The organism is Staphylococcus sp. GDY8P126P (assembly GCF_017891965.1).
In the GTDB taxonomy this organism is placed as follows: Bacteria; Bacillota; Bacilli; order Staphylococcales; family Staphylococcaceae; genus Staphylococcus; species Staphylococcus saprophyticus.
The window spans coordinates 1-24,775 of record NZ_JAESKG010000032.1; the positions used below are offsets into that span (position 1 = coordinate 1).

Below are 24,775 nucleotides of genomic sequence, written 5' to 3' on the forward strand. Positions count from 1 at the left end.
TAGGACGTTGCCAGGCAATTTGATTATTCCACAGTAGCTCAGTGGTAGAGCTATCGGCTGTTAACCGATCGGTCGTAGGTTCGAGTCCTACCTGTGGAGCCATTATGGCCCCGTGGTCAAGCGGTTAAGACACCGCCCTTTCACGGCGGTAACACGGGTTCGAGTCCCGTCGGGGTCATACATATTAGGAGAATTAGCTCAGCTGGGAGAGCATCTGCCTTACAAGCAGAGGGTCGGCGGTTCGAACCCGTCATTCTCCACCATTCTTAATTGAATAGCTTGGAGGGGTAGCGAAGTGGCTAAACGCGGCGGACTGTAAATCCGCTCCTTCGGGTTCGGCAGTTCGAATCTGCCCCCCTCCACCATTAATGGGCTATAGCCAAGCGGTAAGGCAATGGACTTTGACTCCATCACGCGCTGGTTCGAATCCAGCTAGCCCAGCCATTAGAGCCATTAGCTCAGTTGGTAGAGCATCTGACTTTTAATCAGAGGGTCAGTGGTTCGAGCCCACTATGGCTCACTCTTAAGTACTTCTCATATGAGAAGTACTTTTTTTATGTTTTAAATTAATTATCGCTTTGTTGAAATTAAATTTATCATTTTCTTTTTATACAATATTATGATTGAAAATAGTAAAAACAGTGTGTTTATCATCATTTTATTGAATGATAAATCATTAAAGTGGTTTTATATGTAAAAAGAAATGAAATAGCTAAATGTACTGTATTACCCAAGGTTGAAAACTCAAACGCTTTAGATTATTCTAGTAACAAGATAACAACAAAGGGGTTTTATAGATGAACAAAACAGTAGAAATTATAGGTGCACCATCTACATTTGGACAAAGGAAATTAGGGGTAAACCTTGGTCCAGATGCAATACGTTATGCTGGTATAGTAGCAAGAATTGAAGCGATTGGATTAACTGTAAAAGATTCTGGCAATATAAATGTACCAGAACTTAATTTAAATAAATTCAATTCAGAGCAACAAGGACTACGAAATTTAGAGGAAATTATTGAAACATCTGAAACATTAAGTCAGTCTGTTTCCAATAGTTTATCAAATAACCATTTTCCATTAATTTTAGGTGGTGACCATTCTATTGCGATTGGTTCTATTTCTGGAGTCAGTAAGCATTATGAAAATTTAGGAGTTATATGGTATGACGCGCATGGAGATTTAAATATACCAGAAGAGTCACCTTCAGGAAACATCCATGGTATGCCTTTAAGAATACTTGCTGGCGATGGGGATGACAAGTTAGTCAACATTGCTAATTATGCGCCCAAAGTAAAACCTGAGAATATCGTTCTCATTGGTATGAGAGACTTGGATGTAGGCGAAAGACAATATATTAAAGACAATAATATTAAAACATATACGATGGCTGAAGTAGATAGATATGGTATTAAACAAGTCATTGAAGAAACAATAGACTACTTGAAAGAAAAAACAGATGGCATTCATCTATCTCTGGATGTTGATGCTTTAGATCCAGTTGAAACACCTGGTACAGGTACTAGAGTATTAGGTGGACTAACTTATCGTGAAAGTCATTTTGCGTTAGAATTACTACATAATTCTAATTTAGTAACTTCAATGGATCTTGTAGAAGTTAACCCATTAATAGATCATAATAATGATACAGCTGAACAAGCTGTTGGGCTTGTAGGCAGCTTCTTTGGAGAAACGTTATTATAAATAATAAAGCAAACGGATGTAGATGCCTTCTACATCCGTTTTCGTTTATTTTAGATAAAAAATAAATACTAAATATGACAGTTAGTGTTATGATTGGTATAATAGGTAACATGGGAACAGATAACCGGAGGAGATGTTATGGATTTATCCAACTTTTTTGACGACTGGAGTACAGTAAAAATTATTGCTAGTGTACTCGATTTACTCATCGTATGGTATGTACTTTATCTTCTCATTACAGTTTTTAAAGGTACCAAAGCCATTCAACTATTAAAAGGTATTGTCGTGATAGTGATTGGCCAACAATTGAGTAAAATGCTTAACTTAACAGCAACATCCCGTTTATTTGATTTAGTTATTCAATGGGGTGTATTAGCATTAATTGTAATATTCCAGCCAGAAATCAGACGTGCCTTAGAACAACTTGGTCGAGGCAGTTTATTCAAACGATATTCTACGAATTTAAATAGTGATGAAGATAAATTAATATCATCTGTGTCAAAAGCTGTACAATATATGGCTAAACGTCGTATAGGTGCTTTGATTGTTTTTGAAAAGGAAACAGGTTTACAGGATTATATTGAAACTGGTATTGCTATGAATTCAGAAATATCACAAGAATTATTAACGAATGTGTTTATACCAAATACGCCATTACACGATGGTGCAATGATTATTCAAGCAAATAAAATTGCAAGTGCAGCATGTTATTTACCGTTATCTGATAGCGCAAAAATAGCAAAAAGTTTAGGTACAAGACACAGAGCAGCAGTTGGTATCTCAGAAGTATCAGATGCATTTACTGTAGTTGTATCTGAAGAAACGGGTTCGATTTCTGTTACATTTGATGGTAAATTGAGAAAAGATATTTCTAATGAAGCTTTTGAAGAACTACTAGCTGAACATTGGTTTGGCACACACTTTCATGAGAAAGGTGTGAACTAATATGTTAGAGAGTAAATGGGGTTTAAGATTAATCGCATTGATGTTAGCTGTATTATTTTTCTTGTCAGCTAATAACATGTTTGGAAATATTTTTGATGCAGATAACTTAAGTCAAAAATCATCTGAAACTATTCAAGATGTGCCAGTTCAAGTGAAATACAATAATAAAGAACTTTATGCAAGTGAAGTTCCAAATAAAGTAGATGTTGAAATTTCTGGACCACAATCACAAGTTTTAAAAGCAGAAAATGGTGAAAACATTAGAGCTATTTTAGATCTTAGTGGTGAAAAAGCTGGTAAACATACAGCTCAATTTAAAATTAATGGATTAAACAAAGATATTGATTACACAGTGAAACCAAAAGAAACAACTGTTTCACTGGAAGAAAAAGTAAGTAAAACATTTAAAATTGAACCAGATGTAAGTAATAACGATTTGAATTCTAACTATAAAATAAGTGAACAAAGCGTTTCACCTGATACAGTTAAAGTTACAGGTGGACAAAAGCAACTAGATAAAATCGCTTATTTAAAAGCTACTTATAAAAACAAAAGTAAAGTTTCAAAAGACACTACAGACGTTGCGAAAATAACAGCATTTGATAGAAACTTAAACAAAATTGATGTTTCAATTGACCCTAATGAAGTCAATTTAAGTGTTAAAGTAGAAGATTATAGTAAAAAAGTAAAAGTGAAAATGAAATCTGTTGGTTCGCTTTCAAATGGACAAGAAGTTAAAGATATTAAATTAGATGATAACGAAGTTGAAATCTATGGTAACAAAGACGACTTAGATGACATTGATGAAATTACAGCAAGAATTAATTTGGATGGCATTTCAGATACAACTGAGGAAAAGGTAGATTTCCAAGTTCCAGATAAGGTCACAAAAGTTAGTCCGAAAGATACCACTGCAAAAATAACAGTTAAATAGATTTTTAAAATAAAGGAGATATATATAATGGCTAAATATTTTGGTACAGATGGCGTAAGGGGCGTTGCAAATAAAGAATTAACGCCAGAACTTGCGTTTAAATTAGGACGCTATGGTGGCTATGTTTTAGCACATAATGAAGGTGAAAAGCATCCTAAAGTACTAGTAGGTAGAGATACACGTGTTTCTGGTGAAATGCTAGAATCTGCTTTAATTGCTGGATTGATTTCTATTGGTGCAGAGGTTATGCGTTTAGGTGTTATTTCAACACCTGGTGTGGCTTATTTAACACGTGAAATGGAGGCTGATCTTGGTGTAATGATTTCAGCTTCTCATAATCCAGTACCAGACAATGGGATTAAATTCTTTGGTTCTGATGGATTTAAATTATCAGATGATCAAGAACAAGAAATCGAACATTTATTAGATCAAGATAACCCTGATTTACCAAGACCGGTTGGTGAAGACATCGTACATTACTCAGACTACTTTGAGGGTGCGCAAAAATATATTAGTTATTTAAAATCGACTGTAGACGTTGATTTAGCAGGTATGAAAATTGCACTAGATGGTGCACATGGTTCGACTTCATCACTTGCACCATTTCTATTTGGTGACTTAGAAGCTGATACAGTAACAATTGGATGTAATCCTAACGGTTATAATATTAATCAAGAAGTAGGATCAACACATCCTGAATCACTTGCTAAAGTCGTTGTAGAATCTGAGTGTGATTTTGGATTAGCCTTTGATGGTGATGGTGATAGATTAATTGCTATCGATGAAAAGGGAAATATCGTAGATGGTGATCAAATTATGTTTATTATTGGTCAAGCTATGAGTAAGAATCAGGAATTAAATAATAATATGATTGTTTCTACAGTTATGAGTAACTTAGGTTTCTATAAAGCACTTGAGAATGAAGGTATCCAATCAAATAAAACAAAAGTTGGAGATCGTTATGTTGTTGAGGAGATGAGACGTGGTAACTATAATCTTGGTGGAGAGCAATCAGGTCATATTGTATTAATGGATTATAATACAACGGGTGATGGCTTGTTAACAGGTGTACAACTTGCAAGTATCATTAAAATGACTGGTAAAAGCTTGAGTCAACTTACAAGTCAAATGAAGAAATATCCTCAATCATTAGTCAACGTTCGTGTTACTGATAAATATCGTGTGGAAGAGAATATAGATGTACAGGAAATAATGACTAAGGTTGAAGTTGAAATGAATGGAGAAGGCCGTATCTTAGTAAGACCATCAGGTACAGAACCCCTTGTTCGTGTAATGGTTGAAGCTGCGACAGATGAGGATGCGCAACGTTATGCCAATACAATTGCTGAAGTAGTCCAAGATAAAATGGGCTTAGACAATTAATATATTTTAAAGGAAAGAGACTGGGACATAAATAGATGCCTCAGTCTCTTTCTTAATAGAGTAGTAGATGTTATTGTATTGAAAATAGTTTAATATTATATAAGCTAAGGCACATGTATAAGACTACTAGAATGATTAAGGATTACATGAGCTAAGCTCATGCATAAGAACTACTAATTCACATAAAATGTGAAAGTAGTTCTAAAAAGTAGTTCTAAAAAGTGGCTCTAAAAATAATTTTGATATAAAAAAGCACGAATAGGCTGAATTAAGCTTATCCGTGCTTTTTTAATTATAGATTAATTTTACAATACATTATATTCTTTTACTATTTCTGAAGTTAATTGATCATCTGTTTTAGCAAATGATTTCAAGAAGCCTTCTACACTATGTTTATCAATGTACTCATTTTTTTCAATTGTTTCTTGATCATTGGTATCATCATATTTTAATAATAATACCGCTGTTTTGATGAGTGCATCATGTTTCAAATTATTTTGGTATAAATAAGATAGTGGTTTAATGATTCTATCTTGTGGTCCAATTTTACGCATAGTGCCTCGTCCAACACGTGTTACTTCGTCTGATAAATTAGGGTTTTTGAAACGACCAATGATTTTATCAACGTATTGAGCTTGTTCACTTTCTGTAAAATTGAATTGTGTTGTAATATATTGACTTGTTTCTTTTAGAACATTTTCTAAACCATGTCTAATATTATCATCATTAACAGCATCTAATATTGTTGGTTGGCCATAAAATCTACCTGCATAAGCAAGATAAGCATGACCAGTGTTAACAGTGAGTAATTTACGTTCAATGTATGGCGTTAAATTGTCTACATATTTAATATGATCTAATTCTGGACCAAACCAAGCATCTTTTTCAATTACCCATTCGTAAAATGGTTCAACGATAACATCTAAAAGATTGTCATTTGTTTGTAAAGGAACGATGCGATCGACAGCAGAGTTTGCAAAGTGAATATGATCACCTAAAGGACCAGTGATATCTAAAATGGCATCTTTTAATGTATTTGTGGCCATTATTGCATTTTCACAAGCAACAATATTAACTGGCGTCTCTTTTTCCTTTAAATAAGGTGCAAATGATTTTGCAATAATAGGCAAGATATTAACGCCTACAGCAGTAGTAATTAAATCTGCTTCTAATACGGCTTGTTTTAGGCTTTCAGAAGGGCCATCTGAATTAATTGCATCGACATTATGCACACGTGTAGTTGTTTTTGCTTCATCTGCTAGGATGACATCATATTGATGTTCTTTATCTAAAGCATTTATAATTTCTTCGTTCACATCAGCAAAAGTAACTTTTACATCGTTATCCGCAAGAATATATCCAATAAAACCACGACCAATATTACCTGCACCAAAGTGTAATGCTTTCATTATGCTTCAGCCTCCTCAAAGACTTGTTTGATTTCTTCAGCAGATGATGCATTAATAATACGATCAACGTTTTCTTCTTCACTAAAAGTAATCGCAATTTTAGAAAGCAAATCTAAATGTTCGCCATCTTTACCAGCAATACCTACGACAACTTTAACTTCTTCACCTTCCCAATCGACACCTTCAGGAATTTGAATTAAAGTTAGACCAGATTTTAATACGCTTGTTTTAGCTTCATCTGTACCGTGTGGAATGGCTAAACCATTACCCATAAATGTAGATACAACTTGTTCACGATCTTTCATAGCTTGAATATAATCTTCAGTCACTGCACCGCTAGATACTAAGGCATGACCTGCTTTTTCAATAGCTTCGTTTTGATCCTTTACTGTTTGGTTAATAAAAATGTTTTCATTGCTAAATAATTCGCTCATTGTCTTCACTCCATATTTAATAAATTTTGTAATTGTATCAGATAACTTTGCTTCAATAAAACTTGAAGTTGTTCGGGTCTTTCCATAAATCCATCGATATTATCAAGATGCTCTACCATTTTTCCAGATATTTCACTTACCAATTGAGACATGGTGTCATCGGGAGGTACAAACATATTTAATAAATATCTCACGGATTGATTGCCATTTTGATTACTTTTAAGCACAATAGGCTCATTTAAAATCGTTATAAGTATGAATGGTTTTTTGATGATATCATTTTTTAAATGAGGTATAGCGATAGGGTAGGGTTCTAAAACAAACCCTTGACTGTCCATATGTTGCTTAATAAGTTCAGCGAATGACGGCCCATCCGTAATAATTTGATGTGATAATAATGTTGATGTTAAATACTGACTCCAATCTGATACCATTGTGTAGTCAATATTTACCGAATCGATAATTTCTAAACCTTTTCTTATATAATTTAGTTTGTCTTCAGGATTTAAAATATTATGATGCTTCGGTTCAATAGCTTGATGCTTAAATTGATGTTGCTGTGTATTTAAGAACGCTGCAACATGATTGATATCTGCATCAGGTAGTAGGGGATTTACTGTAATATAAGGGGTTGTAATATCGATATCTACAGTAGAAATAATTGCATCAAATTGTGATGTATCCATTTCTTTTAAATCACCCACAGAAGCCTGTGTAGTTTTTTGGATTTCGCTAAAGGTTTGTTGCAAACGCGTAGCAAGTAAACGACTCGTACCTATACCACTACTACATACGACCAGCACATTATATAAGTGAGCACCTTGGCTTTGAATAGCGCCACCAAAATGTAAAACAATAAATGCAATTTCACTATCTGGAAATGTAAAATCTGGCCAAGTTTGTAATAAGGCGCGATATACACTTTCAAATAATCGCGGATATTTGTGCTTAATCATTTCAGTTAATGGATTATTTGTTTCAATATTGGCATTTAATCTATTAATAGCTGGAATGATATGCAATTTTAAACCTTCGCTTAAAGTTTCAGTATCTTTAAATGTTTGCTGTGAAAAATGCGTGACTGACTGTATGAATTTTTCGATTTTTGATTCATCTTTACTGTCTTTAAATACTTCTGCAGATTCTTTTCGTTTTGCGCCGCGGAGGTGAATCGTAATAAAGGTCACTTCGGCTTGATTAAACTGAACCCCGTATATATGCTCAAGATGTAGTGCAAGCGCTTGTGCCACCTCATGTTCAAATGAATCTTTAACACTTTGATAAATATCGTCGTTCAATGCAACATACTGACCATTTAACATCCGATCAATACTTAAGACGATATGCACTGTAAGGGTTAAATAACTAGACTCAGTCAATGAGTAGGGCAATTGATCGAGATGGTCCATAAGAATTCGTTCAATTTGGAAAATCTTATCCATATCTACCATAGCTAGTTGGGATTGATTAATAGATTGATAAACAAAGTGATTTTCGATTACGGAATAAACACTGGTACTATTTAGGTTATTGACCATTAATTGACTTAATAATTCACGTTTTTTAGATTCTGCGCCATGTAATTGAATACCTTCTCCACGTTTTTTGTGTAAACGTAATTGATATAAATCAAGTTCCACATCGAGCTCATCTAAGAGTTTCGTTAGTGTTTGATTCGATACACCAATTTCTTGTGCCAATCCATATTGTTTAATAGGGGTATCAGATTGTATCAATGCATATAAAATGATTACTTTTTGTTCTTCTTGTGATAAATCTATGGTGTTTTCATGCAATAAGGCATGTTTCAGTGAAGATAGAGCACCTTCACTTGTATTGAGTTGTATGCCTTTTTTTGTGACGCGCTCTAATGCTATATCAAAATTAGATAGGAACGATTCAATTGATTTTAATTCTCTATGAATAGTACGAGAGGATACAGCTAAGTTTTGAGCAATGTCGTAAATTGTGACATATTGACCGTGATATTTAATTAACATTTCGATAATTTCTTTTTCACGTGTACTCAAAAACATAGCCATACCCTCCAGTATTGTTCTATATAGTGATTATTTATTTTTTAAGATTTTCAAGTAATTCATCATATCTAGGAGAGTTTAAGAAATTATCTACAGAGATATGGATTGCATTTGGAACTTGTTTGATTGCTCTGTCAGTAAGTTTCTTCTGAGTGATAACAAGTTGTGCATCGCTAGGCAATTGATTGATTGCAGTATTTGTAACATTTACATCTTGGATGCCTGCTTTTTTAAATTTATTACGTAACATACTTGCACCCATAGCACTTGATCCCATACCAGCGTCACAAGCAAATATAACATGATTCACTTTACTATAATCATGTGCGTCTACATTTTCAGTATCATAATTATCTAACAATGCTTCTTCTGATTGTTCTTCATTATTTTCTGAAGTTGAAGTAGAAGCGGTAGTTGAAGTTGCATTATTATCTTCATTCCCTTTTAGCTTAGAAGATACACTTGATTTTTTCCCTTTTGAAGCTTCCATTTTTTCGGTAGCTGCTTCTAAGTCTTCTTCAGGCTCTTTTGTGAATTTCAAAATAAGTGCTGCCACGATAAATGATACGATTGCTGCTAAGAGTACACCAAGCACCATGTGTAAGAATTCACCTTTAGGCGCGTTCAACATATAAACGATGAATGAACCAGGTGAGGCAGGACTCTTGAAGCCGAAATCAAGTAATGAATAAGTTGCCACACCAGTCATACCACCTAAGATTACAGCGATAAATAATAAAGGACGCATTAATACGTATGGGAAGTAAATTTCATGAATACCACCTAAGAAGTGGATAATCCCTGCGCCATATGATGTTGCTTTTGCTGTACCTTTACCAAAAATCATATAAGCAACTAAAATACCAAGACCAGGTCCAGGGTTAGATTCAATTGTGTATAAGATAGATTGTCCAGCAGATGCTGCTTGATCTGCACCAAGTGGTGTGAAAACCCCATGGTTAATTGCATTGTTCAAGAAGACAATCTTAGCAGGTTCAACGATAATACTTACTAATGGAAGTAAATGTGCATGTACCAATGCTTCAACAGCAAGTGACAAGATATGCATAATAAATTCCATAATTGGAGCTAATATTTTAAATCCAACAATAGTCATGATGAATCCTAAGATACCAGCTGAGAAATTATTGAATAACATCTCAAAACCTTGTGGTGTTCTAGGTTGAATAAACTCATCTGTTTTCTTCATTAACCAACCTACAAGTGGTCCCATAATCATAGCACCAAGTAACATTGGTGTATCAGGTAATGCTACGATAACACCCATAGTTGCAACAGCAGCAATAATACCACCGCGCATTTCGTGAATTAAACGACCACCACTATATGCAATAAGCAAGGGAATTAAATATGAAATCATAGGTCCAGCTAATTCACTTAAATCTTTATTAGGCCACCAACCACCATCAATAAAGATTGCAGCGATAAAGCCCCATGCGATAAATGCACCGATATTCGGCATAATCATACTACTTAAAAATGAACCAAATGCCTGTACCTTACGTCCAAGACCTTTGTTTTCTTGCGTCTCTGTTTGTGACATAGAATTGCACCTCTTTTTCTCTTTTTATTTATAACTTTATTGTATGGGGGGTACAGGGGAATAAACAAGAGAAAGTAATATCAAATTTGTCACAGTATCTTTGACAAGTTTGTGAATATAACTGGACGCTTCATAAATATGGATATTACATGTTAAATGTCACTGATTAAGCACAAAGTTATTTTGTAAATAAATTGTTAATAAATTATTTGCATTAAGTAATAAGAACATTGTACAATTAATAATATTGATAGGAAGGAGGACAGTTTAAGCGTTAGTTCAATAAAGCGCCTGTACAAGTGAAGAGGTTATGTGTTTGTAATTTAAGGTTTATAACAGAAATCTTAATAGACACGATAATCGAAGTTTGTAGACGAGGAGGGTAGTTATCGAACCATCGGCGGATGCTATCCCGGATGTGGCTCATTCGTTAACTTATTAAGGAAAACATTAGGGTAACCTGGTGCACAAAGTTAATAAGATAGCCAAAAATTAAATATAAAAATATACGGTGAATGAGATAACCATTGCCATCAAGGTATTTTCAATTTCTATATGATAAATATAGGGATAAGTCTGCCTTCGATGGTTTATATTAAATTGGACAGGTTCGAATTCGCTAGAAGTTCAATTATCTCTTCACCATTAAATTGGAGGAAATTTTAAAATGTGTGGAATTGTTGGATATATTGGGCAAGATAATGCCAAAGAATTATTATTAAAAGGTTTAGAAAAATTAGAATATAGAGGTTACGACTCAGCTGGTGTAGCAGTGGTAAATGATGAAGGTACTTCAGTATTCAAAGCAAAGGGTCGTATCGCAGAATTAAGAAAAGTTGCAGATAGTGAAGCTACTGACGGTAATGTAGGTATTGGTCATACACGTTGGGCTACACATGGTGTGCCAAATTATGAAAATTCACATCCGCATCAATCAACGACGGAACGTTTTACATTAGTTCATAATGGTGTAATTGAAAATTATGAAGAATTAAGAAACGAATACTTATCAGATGTATCATTTATTTCTGAAACAGATACAGAAGTCATTGTTCAACTTGTAGAATATTTCTCAAATAGTGGCCTTGATACAGAAGCAGCATTTACAAAAGTTGTTTCACTATTAGACGGTTCATACGCTTTAGGATTAATTGATAATGAAGATAAAGATACAATTTATGTAGCTAAAAATAAATCACCATTATTAATCGGTGTAGGTGATGACTTTAACGTTATTGCATCAGATGCAATTGCTATGTTACAAGTTACAAATCGTTATAAAGAAATTCATGACCATGAAATCGTTATTGTTAAACGTGACGAAGTCATTATCAAAAATCAAGAGGGTCAAGTTCAAGAAAGAGAAGCATATACTGCACAAATAGATGCAGCAGACGCAGAAAAAGGCGTTTATGATCACTATATGTTAAAAGAAATTCACGAACAACCTGCAGTGATGCGTCGTATTATCCAAGAGTACCAAGATGAAGAGGGTAACTTGAAGATGGATCCAGAAGTGATTAAAGATGTTGCCGAAGCAGATCGTATCTATATCATTGCTGCCGGAACAAGCTATCATGCTGGTTTAGTAGGTAAAGAATTTATTGAAAAATGGGCTGGTGTCCCTACAGAAGTGCATGTTTCTTCTGAGTTTGTATATAATACACCTTTACTTTCTGAGAACCCACTATTTATCTACATTTCTCAATCAGGAGAAACAGCAGATAGCCGTGCCGTGCTTGTTGAAACAAACCGCTTAGGTCATAAATCATTAACAATCACTAATGTAGCTGGTTCAACATTATCACGTGAATCAAATCATACATTATTGTTACATGCAGGTCCTGAAATTGCAGTAGCATCTACTAAAGCTTATACAGCACAAATTGCAGTATTATCTATCTTGTCACAAATCGTTGCTAAAGAGCATGGTAAAGATGTTGATGTAAGTTTATTACGTGAATTAGCAAAAGTAACAACTGCAATCGAAACAATCGTAGATGATGCAGATATTATGGAACAAATTGCAACAGATTTCTTAAGAACAACGCGTAATGCGTTCTTTATCGGTCGTACTGGAGACTACAATGTCAGTTTAGAAGGCGCATTAAAATTAAAAGAAATTTCGTACATTCAAGCTGAAGGATTTGCTGGTGGTGAATTAAAACACGGTACGATTGCTTTAATTGAAGAAGGTACACCAATTATTGCACTTGCTACACAAGAAAGAGTCAACTTGTCTATTCGTGGTAACGTGAAAGAAGTAGTTGCACGTGGCGCAAACCCATGTATTATTTCAATGGATGGCTTGAATAAAGAAGGCGATTCATATGTTATTCCACATGTGCACGAACTATTAACACCATTAGTTTCAGTTGTTGCATTACAATTGATTTCATACTATGCAGCATTACACAGAGATTTAGATGTTGATAAACCACGTAACTTAGCTAAATCAGTAACAGTTGAATAAAGACATATGATTAACAGCTAATTAGTAGTGCTATTGTAATATCTAATTTAAATGCATGAAATCATATATTGTATAAATAGGGCAAGAATGAAATCAAACTTAAAGTTTTGATTTCATTCTTGCTCTTTTTTTATAATAAAAACATATGACTTTGATTTATATTTCAGTGATATACAGTGCAATAGGCAGTATATTGAGAACTAAATGTTTGAGGTATGTAGTTAAATGATAGTTATTGTGGATTAATCATGAATTGTATTGTTTTAAATGAGTAGCACTAATATAAATCAACGATAACGATTACAATCAAATTTGAACTTTAATTATTATATAAATCAAAATATTTTTAAAATGTTATTATGTTTATTATGCTTATCATCATAACTAGATAAACTTTAAAAGTGAGTTGAATATAGTGGAAAAACCTAAAATTTATTCTATGGCTTTTGGAAAAGTATACGATTTATTAATTAAAAAAGTAGAGAAAAAGGATAGAACCAAACAAGAAGCGGATGAAATTATAAGATGGATGACAGGTTACACGCAATCAGAGATTGATCGCTTGGTTGCGGATGGGACAGATTATGAAACATTTATAAATCAAGCGCCTAACTTAAATCCAGAGCGAACAAAAATAACGGGTGTCATTTGTGGTGTACGTGTAGAAAATATGGAAGCCTCCGTTATGAAAGAAATTAGATATTTAGATAAAATGATAGATGAACTGGCAAAAGGAAAGGCATTGGATAAAATATTTAGACAACACAAATGATCGAATGAAGGTGATTTGTTAAGTCATGTTAGAAATTGCATAAGAGAAAAGGGGTATAACATGTTAATTGACTTGAAAAATATATCACGTAGAAAACAAGGTAAGGAAATCATTAAAAATGTGAGCTGGCAAATTAACGAAGGTGAAAAATGGATGCTTTATGGCCTAAATGGTGCTGGTAAGACAACATTGCTAAACATATTAAACGCCTACGAACCAAATACTGCTGGAACGATAAACTTATTTGGCATGCAACCAGGAAAAGTGGGCTATTCTGCTGAAACAGTCAGAGATTACATAGGGTTTGTTTCAAATAGTTTAATGGATCGTTTTCAAGATGGCGAATTGGTGCGAGATGTTGTAATTAGTGGCATATTTAATTCCATAGGTGTATTTAAAACTATAGAACCACATCATATTGAATTGGCACAACAATATTTAGAACAAATGGGAATGCGTGATTTTGAGTCACAATACTATGGTTATCTATCTACAGGAGAACGTCAAAAGGTACTTATTGCTCGTGCGCTGATGGGTCACCCCAAATTACTTATTTTAGATGAACCAGCATCTGGCTTAGATTTTATAGCACGAGAAGATCTGTTACAAGCGCTCGAAAAATTGTACCAACAACAACCTGAATTAGCTGTTATATATGTGACGCATTTTATTGAAGAGATTACACAAGATATACAAAAAGGCTTTTTACTGAAGCAAGGTAAGAATTATAAACAAGGTAATATTAAAGATATTTTAAATAGTGATGTTATGAGCAACTTTTTTAATAGAAATGTCAATGTACGCTATCAAAATCAACGCTACGCACTATTTATGAATAATGTGTAGATTGCACATTAGCATAGTTAATGCCATAATTTAAGATGATCATATGTGATGGAGGCTTATATAAAAATGGATAATGTTAAGGCAATATTTTTAGATATGGATGGCACGATTTTACATAAAGATAATCGTGTTGATTTAGAAACAACAGAAGTTATTCAACAATTAAGAGATAAGGGATATAAAGTCTTTTTAGCAACAGGTCGTGCACATAATGAAATACATTATCTTGTTCCTGAATCATTTGCAGTCGATGGTATTATTAGTTCAAATGGTACTTTAGGAATGGTTAAGGATAGCGTTTTATTTAAGCACAGCTTGTCTTACAACGCTGTAATTGACATTGTACAACGCGCACAACAAGAGGCAATCTATTATGAAATATTCCCATTTGACAGTAATCGTATTGTTTTACAGGAAGATAAAGCATGGGCAAATGCATTATTTGAACCAGCAACGCCACCGGGTGATGTAGGTGTTTCCGAATGGTCTTCTCGAAAAGCTTCGCTCGTTGATAAGGTGGATTGGGAAACAAGTATACCTGAAAAATCATTTTCAAAAATTTATTTATTTTCACCAGATATTGAAAAAATAACAAACTTTAGAAATAACTTATTAAAAGATCAAGATAAGTTACAAATTAGTGTGTCTAATTCTTCACGTTGTAATGCTGAAACGATGGCATATCGTATTGATAAAGGGACGGGTATAAAAGAAATGATTGAGCATTTCGGCATCGCGCAACAAGAAACATTAGTGATTGGAGATAGTGACAATGATAGAGCTATGTTTGCATTTGGTCATTATACTGTCGCTATGAAAAATGCACGTCCTGAAATTCAAGCTCTAGCAGATGATGTGACTGATGATACTAATGAAGATAATGGTGCAGCACGTTATTTAAAAGCACGTTTCTTACAAGATTAAATGATAGGCATAGAGAAAATAAGGTAGTCATCTAATGGCTAAATGAAAAAGAGTCTGGGACATCTATTTTTGTCCCAGACTCTTTTTGCATCTGCGTGATTATTTTTCGAATGATATTACTTGTCAGTTTTATTTAGATTGTTTTTTAAATCTGATGTTTCATCTTTGACTTTGTCTTGCATGTTTTCAGATTGCTCAGTAACATTCGATTTTGTCTTTTCAGTTGTATTCGTTACACTGTTGCTTGCTTTAGATTGCTTACTTTCTAGTTCATTATCTATAGGTTGTTTTGACTTTTTATTTTTCTTAACTTTTGTAGTTTCAATGCTTTCACCATTACGATTATAGTACTGAATAATCGCTAATATATTTGTATAGTAAACGATTAATCTAATGATAATCACAATGACTGTAACAATGTAAATAATTACCATTGCTAATGTTTGAGACATACTACCAGTATATATAGCAACTAATTGACTAAATGGATTAGCAAGTAGGATGACGATTAAATTTAGTAATAATAAACCAAGGTAGAATTTGAACCAAGTTTTTTGACCATTTTTAATGCCTTTAAATCCTCTTTTTACTGATGACCATGCACCATTACTAGGTTCTTTAACAAAAGCTAAAGTATAATTGATTGCGACAATCGCTAAGAACCAGTAAATGAATGATTGAATAAATAATACGATTGTTGCTGCGACAATTTGATAAGTAAGAGACCATCCAAGTGCATGATCAGAACTACTTAATGGTCCTTGTATTGCTGAAAATAGTTGAACGATTCCTAAATTTAGTACTTTTGAAACTAGTAAATTAAGTAACAATGCGATAATAACAAAAACTAAAGTAAATAAAGAAAATTTTAATCCTTTTAAGTATTTGCCTTTTTTAAATGTTGAAAATAAATCTTTGAAATTTACCTTGTCTTTATTTAAAGCTTTGTCTATAGTGTAGATAGTTCCAGCTATTAATGGGTAACCAATAAATATAAATACGATTAATGGTATGAGTATTGCAAGTACAAGTGAAAATATGGCGCCACCGATAGATTGTTGCATAGCCATTGCCATTAACAATTTATAAATAGCGGGTTGTACTGGCATAAATGTCAGGACTGTTAAAGCAAACAATATTATAAAACTTACAATTGTGAACATTAAAATTTTAGCATTTTGGGGTTTTGCATTTTGTAATGCTAATTTATGAAATTTAAACAAATTTTAAGCACTCCTTTTTAGTCATAAACATACGATATCAAAAATTTGATAATTTTAAAATTAATAGGTAACAAAATGGCAATAAAATGTTAAAATGTCCTAATGAGAAAAAGTTGAAAGGAGATATCATCATGAAATTTGCAATAATTACTGATGTTCATGGAAATTTTGATGCATTAGAAACTGTTTTAGATGATATTGATAGAAGAGAAGATATCAATAAGATATTTAACCTGGGTGATAATATCGGGGTTGGACATGAAACGAATAAAGTACTTGATGAAATTTTTGACAGAGATGATATGGAAATCATCGCGGGTAATCATGATGAAGCGGTGATGTCGATAGTGAATGACACACCTTATCCTGAAGACTTAAAAGACAAATTTTACGAACATCACCAATGGATTGAAAGTCATTTAGATGAAGATTATTACGACAGATTAAATGAACTACCACGTGTGATTGAAAAAACATTTAATCATAAAAAAGTGCTGTTTATTCATTATGAAATACCAAATGAACAATTAACTACACCGATTGATGGTCAACCATATAGTCCAATTGTGGAACCTAGTGAAGAAAACATAAAAGCTTTGTTTGAAGATAAACAAGCAGATTTAATCGTGTTTGGTCACAACCACACTGTACATTTATATGATGATAAATCTACAGTTTATTTTAATCCGGGCTCTGTAGGTCTTAATAATGGTGCATATGCAGTTTATGGTATTGTAACGATTGATGAAAATGAATTTTCAATTGAACGTGTTAAAGTCCCATATGACAATGAAGAATTTATAAGAGGATTTGACGAGAAACAAGTACCAGCTAAAGCGCTGATATTTGATAAATTTTTATAAATACGTAATTTAAACCTATATATGCTGTATATAGGGGTAGACTATCAATAATGAAATCCCAAGTAGTGATTAATATTAGAAGTAGTAGAAATGCTAAATTATACTAAAGAAGCGAGCATGCGAAATCGACTTTGACTTTCGTACACTCGCTTTTTTTAATTTGTTTAATTGGTCAAGATTTTTAATGATCATGTGCATGATTGTGTGCAGTAGTTTTATATATAGATGAACATAACGTCTCATCGTCATGTTGGTGATCTTTGGTTTCTAACTGAATCGTCATATGTTGAATATTCAAGTGTTGTAGTTTGTGTTCTATTTTATTTAACAATTGCTCACCTTGAGCTACTGACATCTCATGAGGGACAACAGCGTGACAACTTAATGCATTTAATTCATTAGATATTGTCCAAATGTGACAATCATGTACGCTTTGGATTGCATCCTCTTCCTTAATAGTGGCAATGACTTCAGACATATTTATATCGATAGGTGTACCTTCCATTAAAATGTTTAATGAAGACTTTGTAATGCCCCAACTACTTTTAATAATTAGTAGTGACACAATGATACTAGCTATTGGGTCAGCTATCGTTAAATTTAAAGTCCATATGAGTATCGCAGCGATAATAGCTCCAACAGAACCTAAAAGGTCTCCCATAACATGTAAGAAAGCACCACGCATATTAATGTTATGCGATGTATCGCCACCTCTAAACATTAATAAAGCAACAATGATGTTGACTATCAGGCCAGTAACGCTGATGATAAACATTTCAGTCGATTGTACTTCTACTGGATTAAAGAATCTTTCAATAGCTTCAATAATGATAATGATACCAATGACAAAAAGTGTTATGCCATTAAAAAGTGCAGCTAAAATTTCGAACCTTTTATACCCAAAAGTTTTATTTTTATTTGCATATTTTTCGGCATAGATAAAAGCAAGGAGTGCGACACCAAGTGAAATTGTATCACTAAACATGTGTAAACCATCCGAAAGTAAAGCTAAACTATTTGCTAAAAGACCACCGATTATTTCGACAATCATAAAACTACCAATAATTAAAAAGCTGATAAGCAATATTTTTTTATTATTAGTGTGTACATGACCGTGAGCATGATTATGTTCGTGATGTTCTGACATATGAATATCCACCTTTCAATTATTATTTATGTGAGGCATGATGAATTGCTTGTTTTATTAAAGTAGTCACATGCGTATCATCTATTTGATAAATCATAGATTGCCCATGGCGATTCGATTTCACTAAATGTGCTTGTTTAAGAATACGTAATTGATGTGAAACATTTGATTGGCTTAAATTTAAAGTGTGTGCGATGTGACCTACACTACATTCGCCTTGAATCAAAAGGTGCATGATACGTAGGCGATTACCTTCGCTTAACGCTTTAAAAATATCGGTGACATATGCTACCGTTTGTTCATTAATTGACTCCACCATATCTACTAACCTCATTTCTTCACATTAATATATGAATATTTGTTCATATATTAATATAATTTTGTTGAATAGTCAATGTTCAAAGCACAATAGTTTTAAAAATATGTAGAAGTGTTAAAATGAATTTAAGATTTTATTGAAGGAGGCTATATAATGAGTACATTAGTTATAGGTGCAAACGGTGGCGTAGGTCAATATTTAGTAAATCAATTAAAAGAAAGTGGCGAATCATTTGTCGCAGGTGTTAGAAAAGAAGAACAAGTGCAAGCTTTAGAAGACAATGGTGTGAAAGCGACATTGATTGATGTTGAAGCTGATGATATTGAAACGTTAACTCAAAAGTTACAAGGATTCGATAAAATTGTATTTTCAGTAGGATCAGGTGGTAGCACTGGTGCAGATAAAACAATTAGCGTAGATTTAGACGGCGCTATCAAATCAATTAAAGCCAGTGAAGCAAACCATGTAAAACAATATGTCATGGTGTCTACTTATGATTCTAGAAGAGAAGCTTTTGATGCAAGTGGTGATTTGAAACCATACACGATCGCGAAACATTATGCAGATGAATATCTTAAACAAGCGGATGTAGGTTATACAATTGTGCATCCGGGTATATTGTTAAATGATCCTGGCATAAACAAATTTGCAGCAGATGCATTTTTCGAAGATAAAGGTTCAATTCCACGCGAAGATGTTGCGTCAGTCATTAAAGAAGTACTTGCAACAGATGATTATATAAATACTGAATTTCAAGTTGTGAGCGGTGAACAATCAATCGAAGACGCATTAGACCAGTTTAAAAATAAATAAAATATAATTAAATAAAGAACCAATTTACATCATGGTGTAAATTGGTTTTTTTTGTTAGAAATAATTGCTTTTTTAAGCAAATTACGAGCGAAAATTTGATACAATAAATTATATCGCTTGGAGGTTAATATGAATATTTCAAACCCAAAAATATATGAACAAGTTGCAGATATCATTTTAGAGAATATTAAATCTGAGGATTATCAGGTTGGTGATAAATTACCGTCTATCCAAAAATTAAGTAAGCAATTTGGAGTAAGCACAGCGTCAGTGAGGGAAGCGTTGAATGCACTGAGAACGATAGGCGTAATAGAAATGAAACAAGGATATGGTACTTTTATCAAACAAATTGAGCCTACTTTTTTTGAATTTGGGGACAAATTCAATTCTTTAGTTCAAATAAAAGAATTATTAGAACTCAGAGAAATTGTTGAAAGTGCAACAGTAGCAAATGCTGCACGATACCGTAATAAAGCAGATTTAGAAAAGCTAGCGACAGCATTGTCTGTGATGGGGGAAGCAGTAATTGATGGCACTTCAGGAGAAAAAGCAGATTTAGAATTCCACCTTGCAATCGCACATGCAGCTCAAAATTCATTATTAGTAGAGTTATTAAATAACATATCAGAACTTATGCAAAATTCAATGGAAGAAACTAGAAAAATATTTATCTATGATAAACAAAAAACAATGACTAAATTACTCGAAGAACACGAGATGATTTATCATGCCATTTTAGAGCAGGATGATAAGACAGCAGTTAAAGCCATGCAATCTCACTTACTCGAAGTAAAACAAACCATATTAGCTAACTTCAAAGAAACATAATAAAAAAAGCGCCATTTCACATGATAATATGAAAAGGTGCTTTTATCATGTTGTGTGGATTTTAGTAATTTTAGAGCAAGGTACTTATACATACATGAAATAGTGTCCAATAGTCAGCGTATTTTACATCTACTACTAAATAGAAAAGGGGCCTAAGACACCTATTTATGTCTCAGACCCCTAATAGCAAATTTTATAATTTGAAAAAGTAATCAGCTTTTCCAAATAATCATAAATTAATACAATACCTTATATGTAAAAACAGATAGAGTTTGTAAAAAACTCTATATCTAATTATAAAGTCAATTAGATTGTATTGGCAAGTCCAAACAAGAAAAATTTCCGGCGACAATATAATCATTCATTAAAATGATTCGTCATGTGATTGTACAAAATAGAATGAACTACCAATTTAAATGGGTCGTTGATATAATAATAAGTGATTTTAAATATATTGAAATACGCGTATAGTCATTTATACTCTCAGTAATTATGTGATACAATCACACTAGTTCTGTAAAAAAAGATGAATTTAAATGAGAACATTCACTTAAAAAATATAATTTTAAATATGATTACAACTTAAGAATTTGGAGGTGCGATGAATGCCGTTATTTTTAAAACCAATTTTTCATGAAAAAATATGGGGTGGCAGTCGATTAAAAGAATTTGGATATGATTTACCCAGTGATTATATCGGAGAAGTTTGGGGGATTTCAGCACATCCAAATGGCAAATGTGAAATATTAAACGAACCATATCGTGGGCAAACACTAGATCAAGTATGGGATGAACATCGAGAACTATTTGGTGATTTTCCGAGCCAAGAATTTCCATTAATGACTAAAATTGTAGATGCCAGAGAATCTTTATCTGTACACGTACATCCAGATGATGCGTATGCATATGAAAATGAGAATGGACAATATGGTAAGTCTGAATGTTGGTATATTATAGATGCTGAAGAAGACGCTGAAATTATATATGGATTAAATACCCAATCGAAAGAAACAGCAATTGACAAGATTGATGAAGCGGATTACGATTCGTTATTTAATAAAGTGAAAGTTAAAGCGGGAGAATTCTATTTTATACCTGCTGGAACGATTCATTCTATTGGCGCAGGTGTACTTGTTTACGAAACGATGCAATCATCTGATGTGACTTATCGTGTGTTTGACTATGACCGTGCACAAGATTCAGGCGATAAACGCGAATTAAATCAAGTTAAAGCGAAAGAAGTAATTGAAATCGCAAATGAAAGTATTAATATACCAACAGATACTGAAATCATTGAAAATCATAAACGTACACAACTTGTTTCTAATGACTTTTTTACAATTGTAAAATGGAACATTTCAGGTACATTAAATTATATGAAACCAAGAGAGTTTGTATTGATTTCTGTGCTCAAAGGTGAAGGTCAAGTCATTATTGATGGTGAAGTATTCGATTTAGTACAAGGACAGAATTTTATATTAACGTCTGATGATTTAGATACAATATTTGAAGGTCAGTATGAATTGATTGTAAGTTACTTATAGAGATAGAAGTGGGAGTGCATTAAAATGATTAAGTTTTTATATGTATCACTTGTATGTGGTCTTTTATCTGGTGCAGGCATATTTTTAAAGACGGATATATTTCCTTCGATGGCTGTTCCAATGATTTTTGGTGTAATAGGAATTATTGCAGCATTGATTACAATACCGGATAAAGAAATAAGTGGTATGCTCAAATTCGGTGGTGTGTTAATTAATACGATGCCAATTCTGGGCGCTTTAACGTTAACTTAACAATGTATAAATTGAGTATCTTTGCGATTGCGTGAATGATACTTTTTTTATGAATTTTATAAAATATGGAGAGACAATGTGTGATTAGCAATAAAGTTCTTAAACATCAGTTTAATTTTTCTTTATAACACCGTGTACATTTCAATATTTACAGTTTAGATAATCTGAAATATGTTAAAATAGTATTTAAATTGGAGGTGGCAAGATTGGATAAAGCAAGAGGCCTCATTATGACTTTAGTAATCGCAATGGTCGCTACAATTATGGGCAGTAAATTCCCTATCATTGGGAGTGCTATATTTGCAATCATAATAGGTATTTTAATTAATAATATAATAACAATCCCTAAAAAATATGATGCTGGTATAAAATTCAGCAGTAAAAAAATATTACACTATAGTATAGTCATGTTAGGGTTTACATTAAGCTTCCAATCTATTGGCGCCATCGGTTGGAGATCTTTACCAATTATTTTTGTTACATTGTTTGCAGCGGCATTAATTGTTTATGTATTAATGAAACTGTTTAATATTAATGAACATTTAAGTATATTAATTGGGGTAGGGACTTCCATATGTGGTGGTTCAGCAATTGCCGCAACGAGTCCGGTTATAAAAGCAAAGGAAAGTGAAGTTGCATTTGCTATTTCGACGATTTTCTTATTTAATCTCATAGCAGTGTTCATCTTCCCACCAATTGGTCATATCATGCATATGGGACAAGCGACTTTTGGTTATTTTGGAGGAACGGCGATTAACGACACGTCAAGTGTCATTGCAGCAACTTCTAATTACGGTAAAACTGCATTGGAAACAGGGGCCGTTGTTAAATTAACACGTACGTTAATGATTATTCCAGTCGTTTTATTTTTTACATATAGAACTATTAAAAAAGAAAAAGAGAAGCAATCGCACACATCCATAGCTAAAATCTTCCCATGGTTTATTGTTTGGTTTGTCATAGCATCATTGATAAGTACAATTTTCAATTTTTCACCATCAGTGATTCATATGTTTCAACAATTATCGTTATTTTTAATTACAATGGCGATGGCTGGTATTGGTTTGAATGTGGATTTCAAACAATTTAGACAAGCGGGTATCAAACCTATATTACTTGGTTTAGTGACTTGGATCGTTGTTATTATTACAAGTTTAATCACTATGAAATTAATCAACTTATTGTAATGTTTGTTCTATAAGGTGATTTTTCATATAATAGGAAAAATAGAATTTTTATATGAGATAAGGAGTATCTAAATGGCAGAGGAAACAAGTTATTTTTGGTTAAACTGCGGTTATAATCGCTGGAACCATAATGAACCAATGGTTGGACAAACAACATTATTTGAATCAGGTGCACAATTTAATCCCTCTCAAGGTTTCCGTTCATTTAAACAGGCCAAAGTTGGTGACCAGGTCATCTTTTATCAAGTGCAGATGGACACTGGTTTATTAGGATTTGGTGAAATCACAAGTGTACAAACGGGTGCTCAAAATAAAATTCGCGTTCATTTTGAATTACAAGAACAATTAAAGCCGTTAACAGCTGATTATTTAAAAAGAAGTGAACAGTTAGAATTTAGAATGGGTAATATGAAAGAAACATTATTTAATCAAATTACTAAAGAAGAGTATGAACTAATCGTTAGCTTAGGCAAAGGCCAAACTAAAATACCTAGATACTTTTTTATATCTGAGGAACAAGAATTTGAACCAGAATCATATAACACGATATTTACACATACGTATAATGGTATAAAAAGAAATGGTTATCATTTTTATACACAGTTAGAAATAGGGGACCAACTTGTTTTTTATAATAAAAAACGAGAGCAATCGGTCATTGGCGTTGGTGAAGTGAGTAAACATATACATGAAAAGCCACCTATTCCTGGTAGAACTAATAGTACGGCTATTGAAGTATATTTTGAAAAAGAAATTGAACCTGTCTCATTAAGTACTTTGAATAAGCATCCTAAATTAAAAAATCTTTACTACTTACAGGAAAATGCAAAACAAGCGATTGCAAGTATGTCACAAACGCAATTTGAATCTATACTTGAAATGAGTGCGAATGATGGTTTGAAACCACAATTTGAAGCCGTGCAAAGCGATAATGTGATAGATAAGCCAGCAGAAGATTTGAAACCATTTATTCTGCTTGTAGTAGATAAAGGAGAAGGATTAAAAGCGGCAGAAGACTTATTGCAAAAAACAAATGCGAATCCAGTTATTACTTCTGGGCACCCGGATTTCACAGAAGACATGCTTTATGGAAAATATTTACCAAATGAGACGGGCGCTTTATATTATAGAGAAGGTTTTATAACGAATCTCATGATAAAGTCCGTATAATTG

General features: G+C 33.1%; 21 protein-coding genes, 6 tRNA genes and 1 pseudogene. 21 read left to right on the top strand and 7 right to left on the bottom strand.

All coding sequences use genetic code 11. The annotated features are described in order from the left end of the window. Window positions 1–27: 27 nt before the first annotated feature. The 10 genes from KA893_RS13675 to glmM all read left to right on the top strand — a co-directional run bounded on the left by KA893_RS13675 (window position 28) and on the right by glmM (window position 4,965). Window positions 28–102, top strand: a tRNA-Asn gene (locus tag KA893_RS13675). Window positions 103–106: 4 nt separating this feature from the next. Then, window positions 107–178: transfer RNA gene (locus KA893_RS13680), tRNA-Glu, on the top strand. A gap of 9 nt (window positions 179–187) precedes the next feature. Beyond that, window positions 188–263: transfer RNA gene (locus KA893_RS13685), tRNA-Val, on the top strand. A gap of 18 nt (window positions 264–281) precedes the next feature. Then, a tRNA-Tyr gene (locus KA893_RS13690) sits at window positions 282–365 on the top strand. Window positions 366–369: 4 nt separating this feature from the next. After that, window positions 370–444: transfer RNA gene (locus tag KA893_RS13695), tRNA-Gln, on the top strand. Window positions 445–447: 3 nt separating this feature from the next. Then, a tRNA-Lys gene (locus KA893_RS13700) sits at window positions 448–520 on the top strand. Between the two features lie 277 nt (window positions 521–797). Further along, window positions 798–1,703, top strand: coding sequence for an arginase (rocF, locus tag KA893_RS13705; RefSeq protein WP_002482668.1), 906 nt, complete (start codon window positions 798–800; stop codon window positions 1,701–1,703). 138 nt (window positions 1,704–1,841) lie between these two features. Then, window positions 1,842–2,648 (top strand): diadenylate cyclase CdaA, encoded by an 807-nt coding sequence (gene cdaA / locus KA893_RS13710; protein ID WP_002482669.1) that lies wholly within the window; start codon window positions 1,842–1,844, stop codon window positions 2,646–2,648. Between the two features lies 1 nt (window position 2,649). Beyond that, a complete protein-coding gene (locus tag KA893_RS13715) occupies window positions 2,650–3,582 on the top strand; it encodes a CdaR family protein (RefSeq protein ID WP_002482670.1) in 933 nt (310 codons plus the stop codon). Window positions 3,583–3,609: 27 nt separating this feature from the next. Continuing rightward, window positions 3,610–4,965 (top strand): phosphoglucosamine mutase, encoded by a 1,356-nt coding sequence (gene glmM, locus KA893_RS13720; protein ID WP_002482671.1) that lies wholly within the window; start codon window positions 3,610–3,612, stop codon window positions 4,963–4,965. A gap of 305 nt (window positions 4,966–5,270) precedes the next feature. On the opposite strand, the gene KA893_RS13725 is transcribed toward glmM, so the two are convergent. Genes KA893_RS13725 through KA893_RS13740 form a run of 4 tightly spaced genes read right to left on the bottom strand, consistent with a single transcriptional unit; the run spans window position 5,271 to window position 10,411 of the window. Next, window positions 5,271–6,374 (bottom strand): mannitol-1-phosphate 5-dehydrogenase, encoded by a 1,104-nt coding sequence (locus tag KA893_RS13725; RefSeq protein ID WP_194375787.1) that lies wholly within the window; start codon window positions 6,372–6,374, stop codon window positions 5,271–5,273. Then, entirely contained in the window at window positions 6,374–6,808 is a 435-nt protein-coding gene (locus tag KA893_RS13730; protein WP_002482673.1) for a PTS mannitol transporter subunit IIA, read from the bottom strand. The genes KA893_RS13725 and KA893_RS13730 overlap by 1 nt, the downstream gene beginning before the upstream one ends. Before the next feature lie 5 nt (window positions 6,809–6,813). Beyond that, complete coding sequence (locus KA893_RS13735) at window positions 6,814–8,844, bottom strand: BglG family transcription antiterminator (protein WP_210125942.1); 2,031 nt, start codon at window positions 8,842–8,844, stop codon at window positions 6,814–6,816. A 37-nt stretch (window positions 8,845–8,881) separates the two neighbouring features. Further along, window positions 8,882–10,411, bottom strand: a complete 1,530-nt coding sequence (locus KA893_RS13740; protein WP_002482675.1) for a PTS mannitol transporter subunit IIBC — start codon at window positions 10,409–10,411, stop codon at window positions 8,882–8,884. 667 nt (window positions 10,412–11,078) lie between these two features. On the opposite strand from KA893_RS13740, the gene glmS reads away from it, so the two are divergent. From glmS to KA893_RS13760, 4 genes are all read left to right on the top strand, one after another. Further along, the gene (gene glmS, locus KA893_RS13745) at window positions 11,079–12,884 is read left to right on the top strand and encodes a glutamine--fructose-6-phosphate transaminase (isomerizing) (protein WP_041080808.1); all 1,806 of its coding nucleotides are present in this window, start codon (window positions 11,079–11,081) and stop codon (window positions 12,882–12,884) included. A 415-nt stretch (window positions 12,885–13,299) separates the two neighbouring features. Then, the gene (locus tag KA893_RS13750; protein ID WP_002482677.1) at window positions 13,300–13,656 is read left to right on the top strand and encodes a DUF2200 domain-containing protein; all 357 of its coding nucleotides are present in this window, start codon (window positions 13,300–13,302) and stop codon (window positions 13,654–13,656) included. 60 nt (window positions 13,657–13,716) lie between these two features. After that, the gene (locus tag KA893_RS13755; protein WP_002482678.1) at window positions 13,717–14,502 is read left to right on the top strand and encodes an ABC transporter ATP-binding protein; all 786 of its coding nucleotides are present in this window, start codon (window positions 13,717–13,719) and stop codon (window positions 14,500–14,502) included. 66 nt (window positions 14,503–14,568) lie between these two features. Then, window positions 14,569–15,426, top strand: a complete 858-nt coding sequence (locus KA893_RS13760; protein ID WP_002482679.1) for an HAD family hydrolase — start codon at window positions 14,569–14,571, stop codon at window positions 15,424–15,426. A 116-nt stretch (window positions 15,427–15,542) separates the two neighbouring features. Here KA893_RS13760 and KA893_RS13765 read toward each other — a convergent pair whose 3' ends face one another. Beyond that, a complete protein-coding gene (locus KA893_RS13765) occupies window positions 15,543–16,649 on the bottom strand; it encodes a hypothetical protein (RefSeq protein ID WP_210125944.1) in 1,107 nt (368 codons plus the stop codon). A 131-nt stretch (window positions 16,650–16,780) separates the two neighbouring features. Between KA893_RS13765 and KA893_RS13770 the strand changes: the two genes are divergently transcribed. Then, window positions 16,781–17,512 (top strand): metallophosphoesterase family protein, encoded by a 732-nt coding sequence (locus KA893_RS13770; protein WP_037538006.1) that lies wholly within the window; start codon window positions 16,781–16,783, stop codon window positions 17,510–17,512. Window positions 17,513–17,693: 181 nt separating this feature from the next. Here KA893_RS13770 and czrB read toward each other — a convergent pair whose 3' ends face one another. Together czrB and KA893_RS13780 are read right to left on the bottom strand one after the other, a co-directional pair. Further along, window positions 17,694–18,659: a CDF family zinc efflux transporter CzrB gene (gene czrB, locus KA893_RS13775; protein WP_145437464.1), complete on the bottom strand. Its 966-nt coding sequence runs from the start codon at window positions 18,657–18,659 to the stop codon at window positions 17,694–17,696. Between the two features lie 22 nt (window positions 18,660–18,681). Continuing rightward, complete coding sequence (locus tag KA893_RS13780) at window positions 18,682–18,978, bottom strand: ArsR/SmtB family transcription factor (RefSeq protein ID WP_002482683.1); 297 nt, start codon at window positions 18,976–18,978, stop codon at window positions 18,682–18,684. Between the two features lie 153 nt (window positions 18,979–19,131). Here KA893_RS13780 and KA893_RS13785 point away from each other — a divergent pair, with 153 nt between their 5' ends. From KA893_RS13785 to KA893_RS13810, 6 genes and pseudogenes are all read left to right on the top strand, one after another. Then, complete coding sequence (locus KA893_RS13785) at window positions 19,132–19,791, top strand: SDR family oxidoreductase (RefSeq protein ID WP_002482684.1); 660 nt, start codon at window positions 19,132–19,134, stop codon at window positions 19,789–19,791. 129 nt (window positions 19,792–19,920) lie between these two features. Next, window positions 19,921–20,619 (top strand): FadR/GntR family transcriptional regulator, encoded by a 699-nt coding sequence (locus KA893_RS13790; protein WP_002482685.1) that lies wholly within the window; start codon window positions 19,921–19,923, stop codon window positions 20,617–20,619. Between the two features lie 605 nt (window positions 20,620–21,224). After that, on the top strand, window positions 21,225–22,163 hold the full coding sequence (locus tag KA893_RS13795; RefSeq protein WP_002482686.1) for a type I phosphomannose isomerase catalytic subunit: 939 nt from the start codon (window positions 21,225–21,227) through the stop codon (window positions 22,161–22,163). 24 nt (window positions 22,164–22,187) lie between these two features. After that, window positions 22,188–22,415 carry a hypothetical protein gene (locus tag KA893_RS13800; RefSeq protein WP_037538009.1) on the top strand — a complete coding sequence of 76 codons (228 nt, stop codon included), beginning with the start codon at window positions 22,188–22,190 and terminating at the stop codon, window positions 22,413–22,415. 206 nt (window positions 22,416–22,621) lie between these two features. Beyond that, entirely contained in the window at window positions 22,622–23,602 is a 981-nt protein-coding gene (locus KA893_RS13805) for a YeiH family protein (protein ID WP_075339926.1), read from the top strand. Window positions 23,603–23,674: 72 nt separating this feature from the next. Further along, window positions 23,675–24,763 (top strand): annotated as a pseudogene (locus tag KA893_RS13810) (EVE domain-containing protein); the annotation flags it as partial. Between the last annotated feature and the right edge of the window lie 12 nt (window positions 24,764–24,775).

Excerpts from the sequence above, each read along its gene's own strand:
- rocF (WP_002482668.1), top strand. The coding sequence starts at position 798 with ATGAACAAAACAGTAGAAATTATAGGTGCACCATCTACATTTGGACAA.
- cdaA (WP_002482669.1), top strand. The coding sequence starts at position 1,842 with ATGGATTTATCCAACTTTTTTGACGACTGGAGTACAGTAAAAATTATT.
- KA893_RS13715 (WP_002482670.1), top strand. The coding sequence starts at position 2,650 with ATGTTAGAGAGTAAATGGGGTTTAAGATTAATCGCATTGATGTTAGCT.
- glmM (WP_002482671.1), top strand. The coding sequence starts at position 3,610 with ATGGCTAAATATTTTGGTACAGATGGCGTAAGGGGCGTTGCAAATAAA.
- KA893_RS13725 (WP_194375787.1), bottom strand. The coding sequence starts at position 6,374 with ATGAAAGCATTACACTTTGGTGCAGGTAATATTGGTCGTGGTTTTATT.
- KA893_RS13730 (WP_002482673.1), bottom strand. The coding sequence starts at position 6,808 with ATGAGCGAATTATTTAGCAATGAAAACATTTTTATTAACCAAACAGTA.
- KA893_RS13735 (WP_210125942.1), bottom strand. The coding sequence starts at position 8,844 with ATGTTTTTGAGTACACGTGAAAAAGAAATTATCGAAATGTTAATTAAA.
- KA893_RS13740 (WP_002482675.1), bottom strand. The coding sequence starts at position 10,411 with ATGTCACAAACAGAGACGCAAGAAAACAAAGGTCTTGGACGTAAGGTA.
- glmS (WP_041080808.1), top strand. The coding sequence starts at position 11,079 with ATGTGTGGAATTGTTGGATATATTGGGCAAGATAATGCCAAAGAATTA.
- KA893_RS13755 (WP_002482678.1), top strand. The coding sequence starts at position 13,717 with ATGTTAATTGACTTGAAAAATATATCACGTAGAAAACAAGGTAAGGAA.
- KA893_RS13760 (WP_002482679.1), top strand. The coding sequence starts at position 14,569 with ATGGATAATGTTAAGGCAATATTTTTAGATATGGATGGCACGATTTTA.
- KA893_RS13770 (WP_037538006.1), top strand. The coding sequence starts at position 16,781 with ATGAAATTTGCAATAATTACTGATGTTCATGGAAATTTTGATGCATTA.
- czrB (WP_145437464.1), bottom strand. The coding sequence starts at position 18,659 with ATGTCAGAACATCACGAACATAATCATGCTCACGGTCATGTACACACT.
- KA893_RS13780 (WP_002482683.1), bottom strand. The coding sequence starts at position 18,978 with ATGGTGGAGTCAATTAATGAACAAACGGTAGCATATGTCACCGATATT.
- KA893_RS13785 (WP_002482684.1), top strand. The coding sequence starts at position 19,132 with ATGAGTACATTAGTTATAGGTGCAAACGGTGGCGTAGGTCAATATTTA.
- KA893_RS13790 (WP_002482685.1), top strand. The coding sequence starts at position 19,921 with ATGAATATTTCAAACCCAAAAATATATGAACAAGTTGCAGATATCATT.
- KA893_RS13795 (WP_002482686.1), top strand. The coding sequence starts at position 21,225 with ATGCCGTTATTTTTAAAACCAATTTTTCATGAAAAAATATGGGGTGGC.
- KA893_RS13800 (WP_037538009.1), top strand. The coding sequence starts at position 22,188 with ATGATTAAGTTTTTATATGTATCACTTGTATGTGGTCTTTTATCTGGT.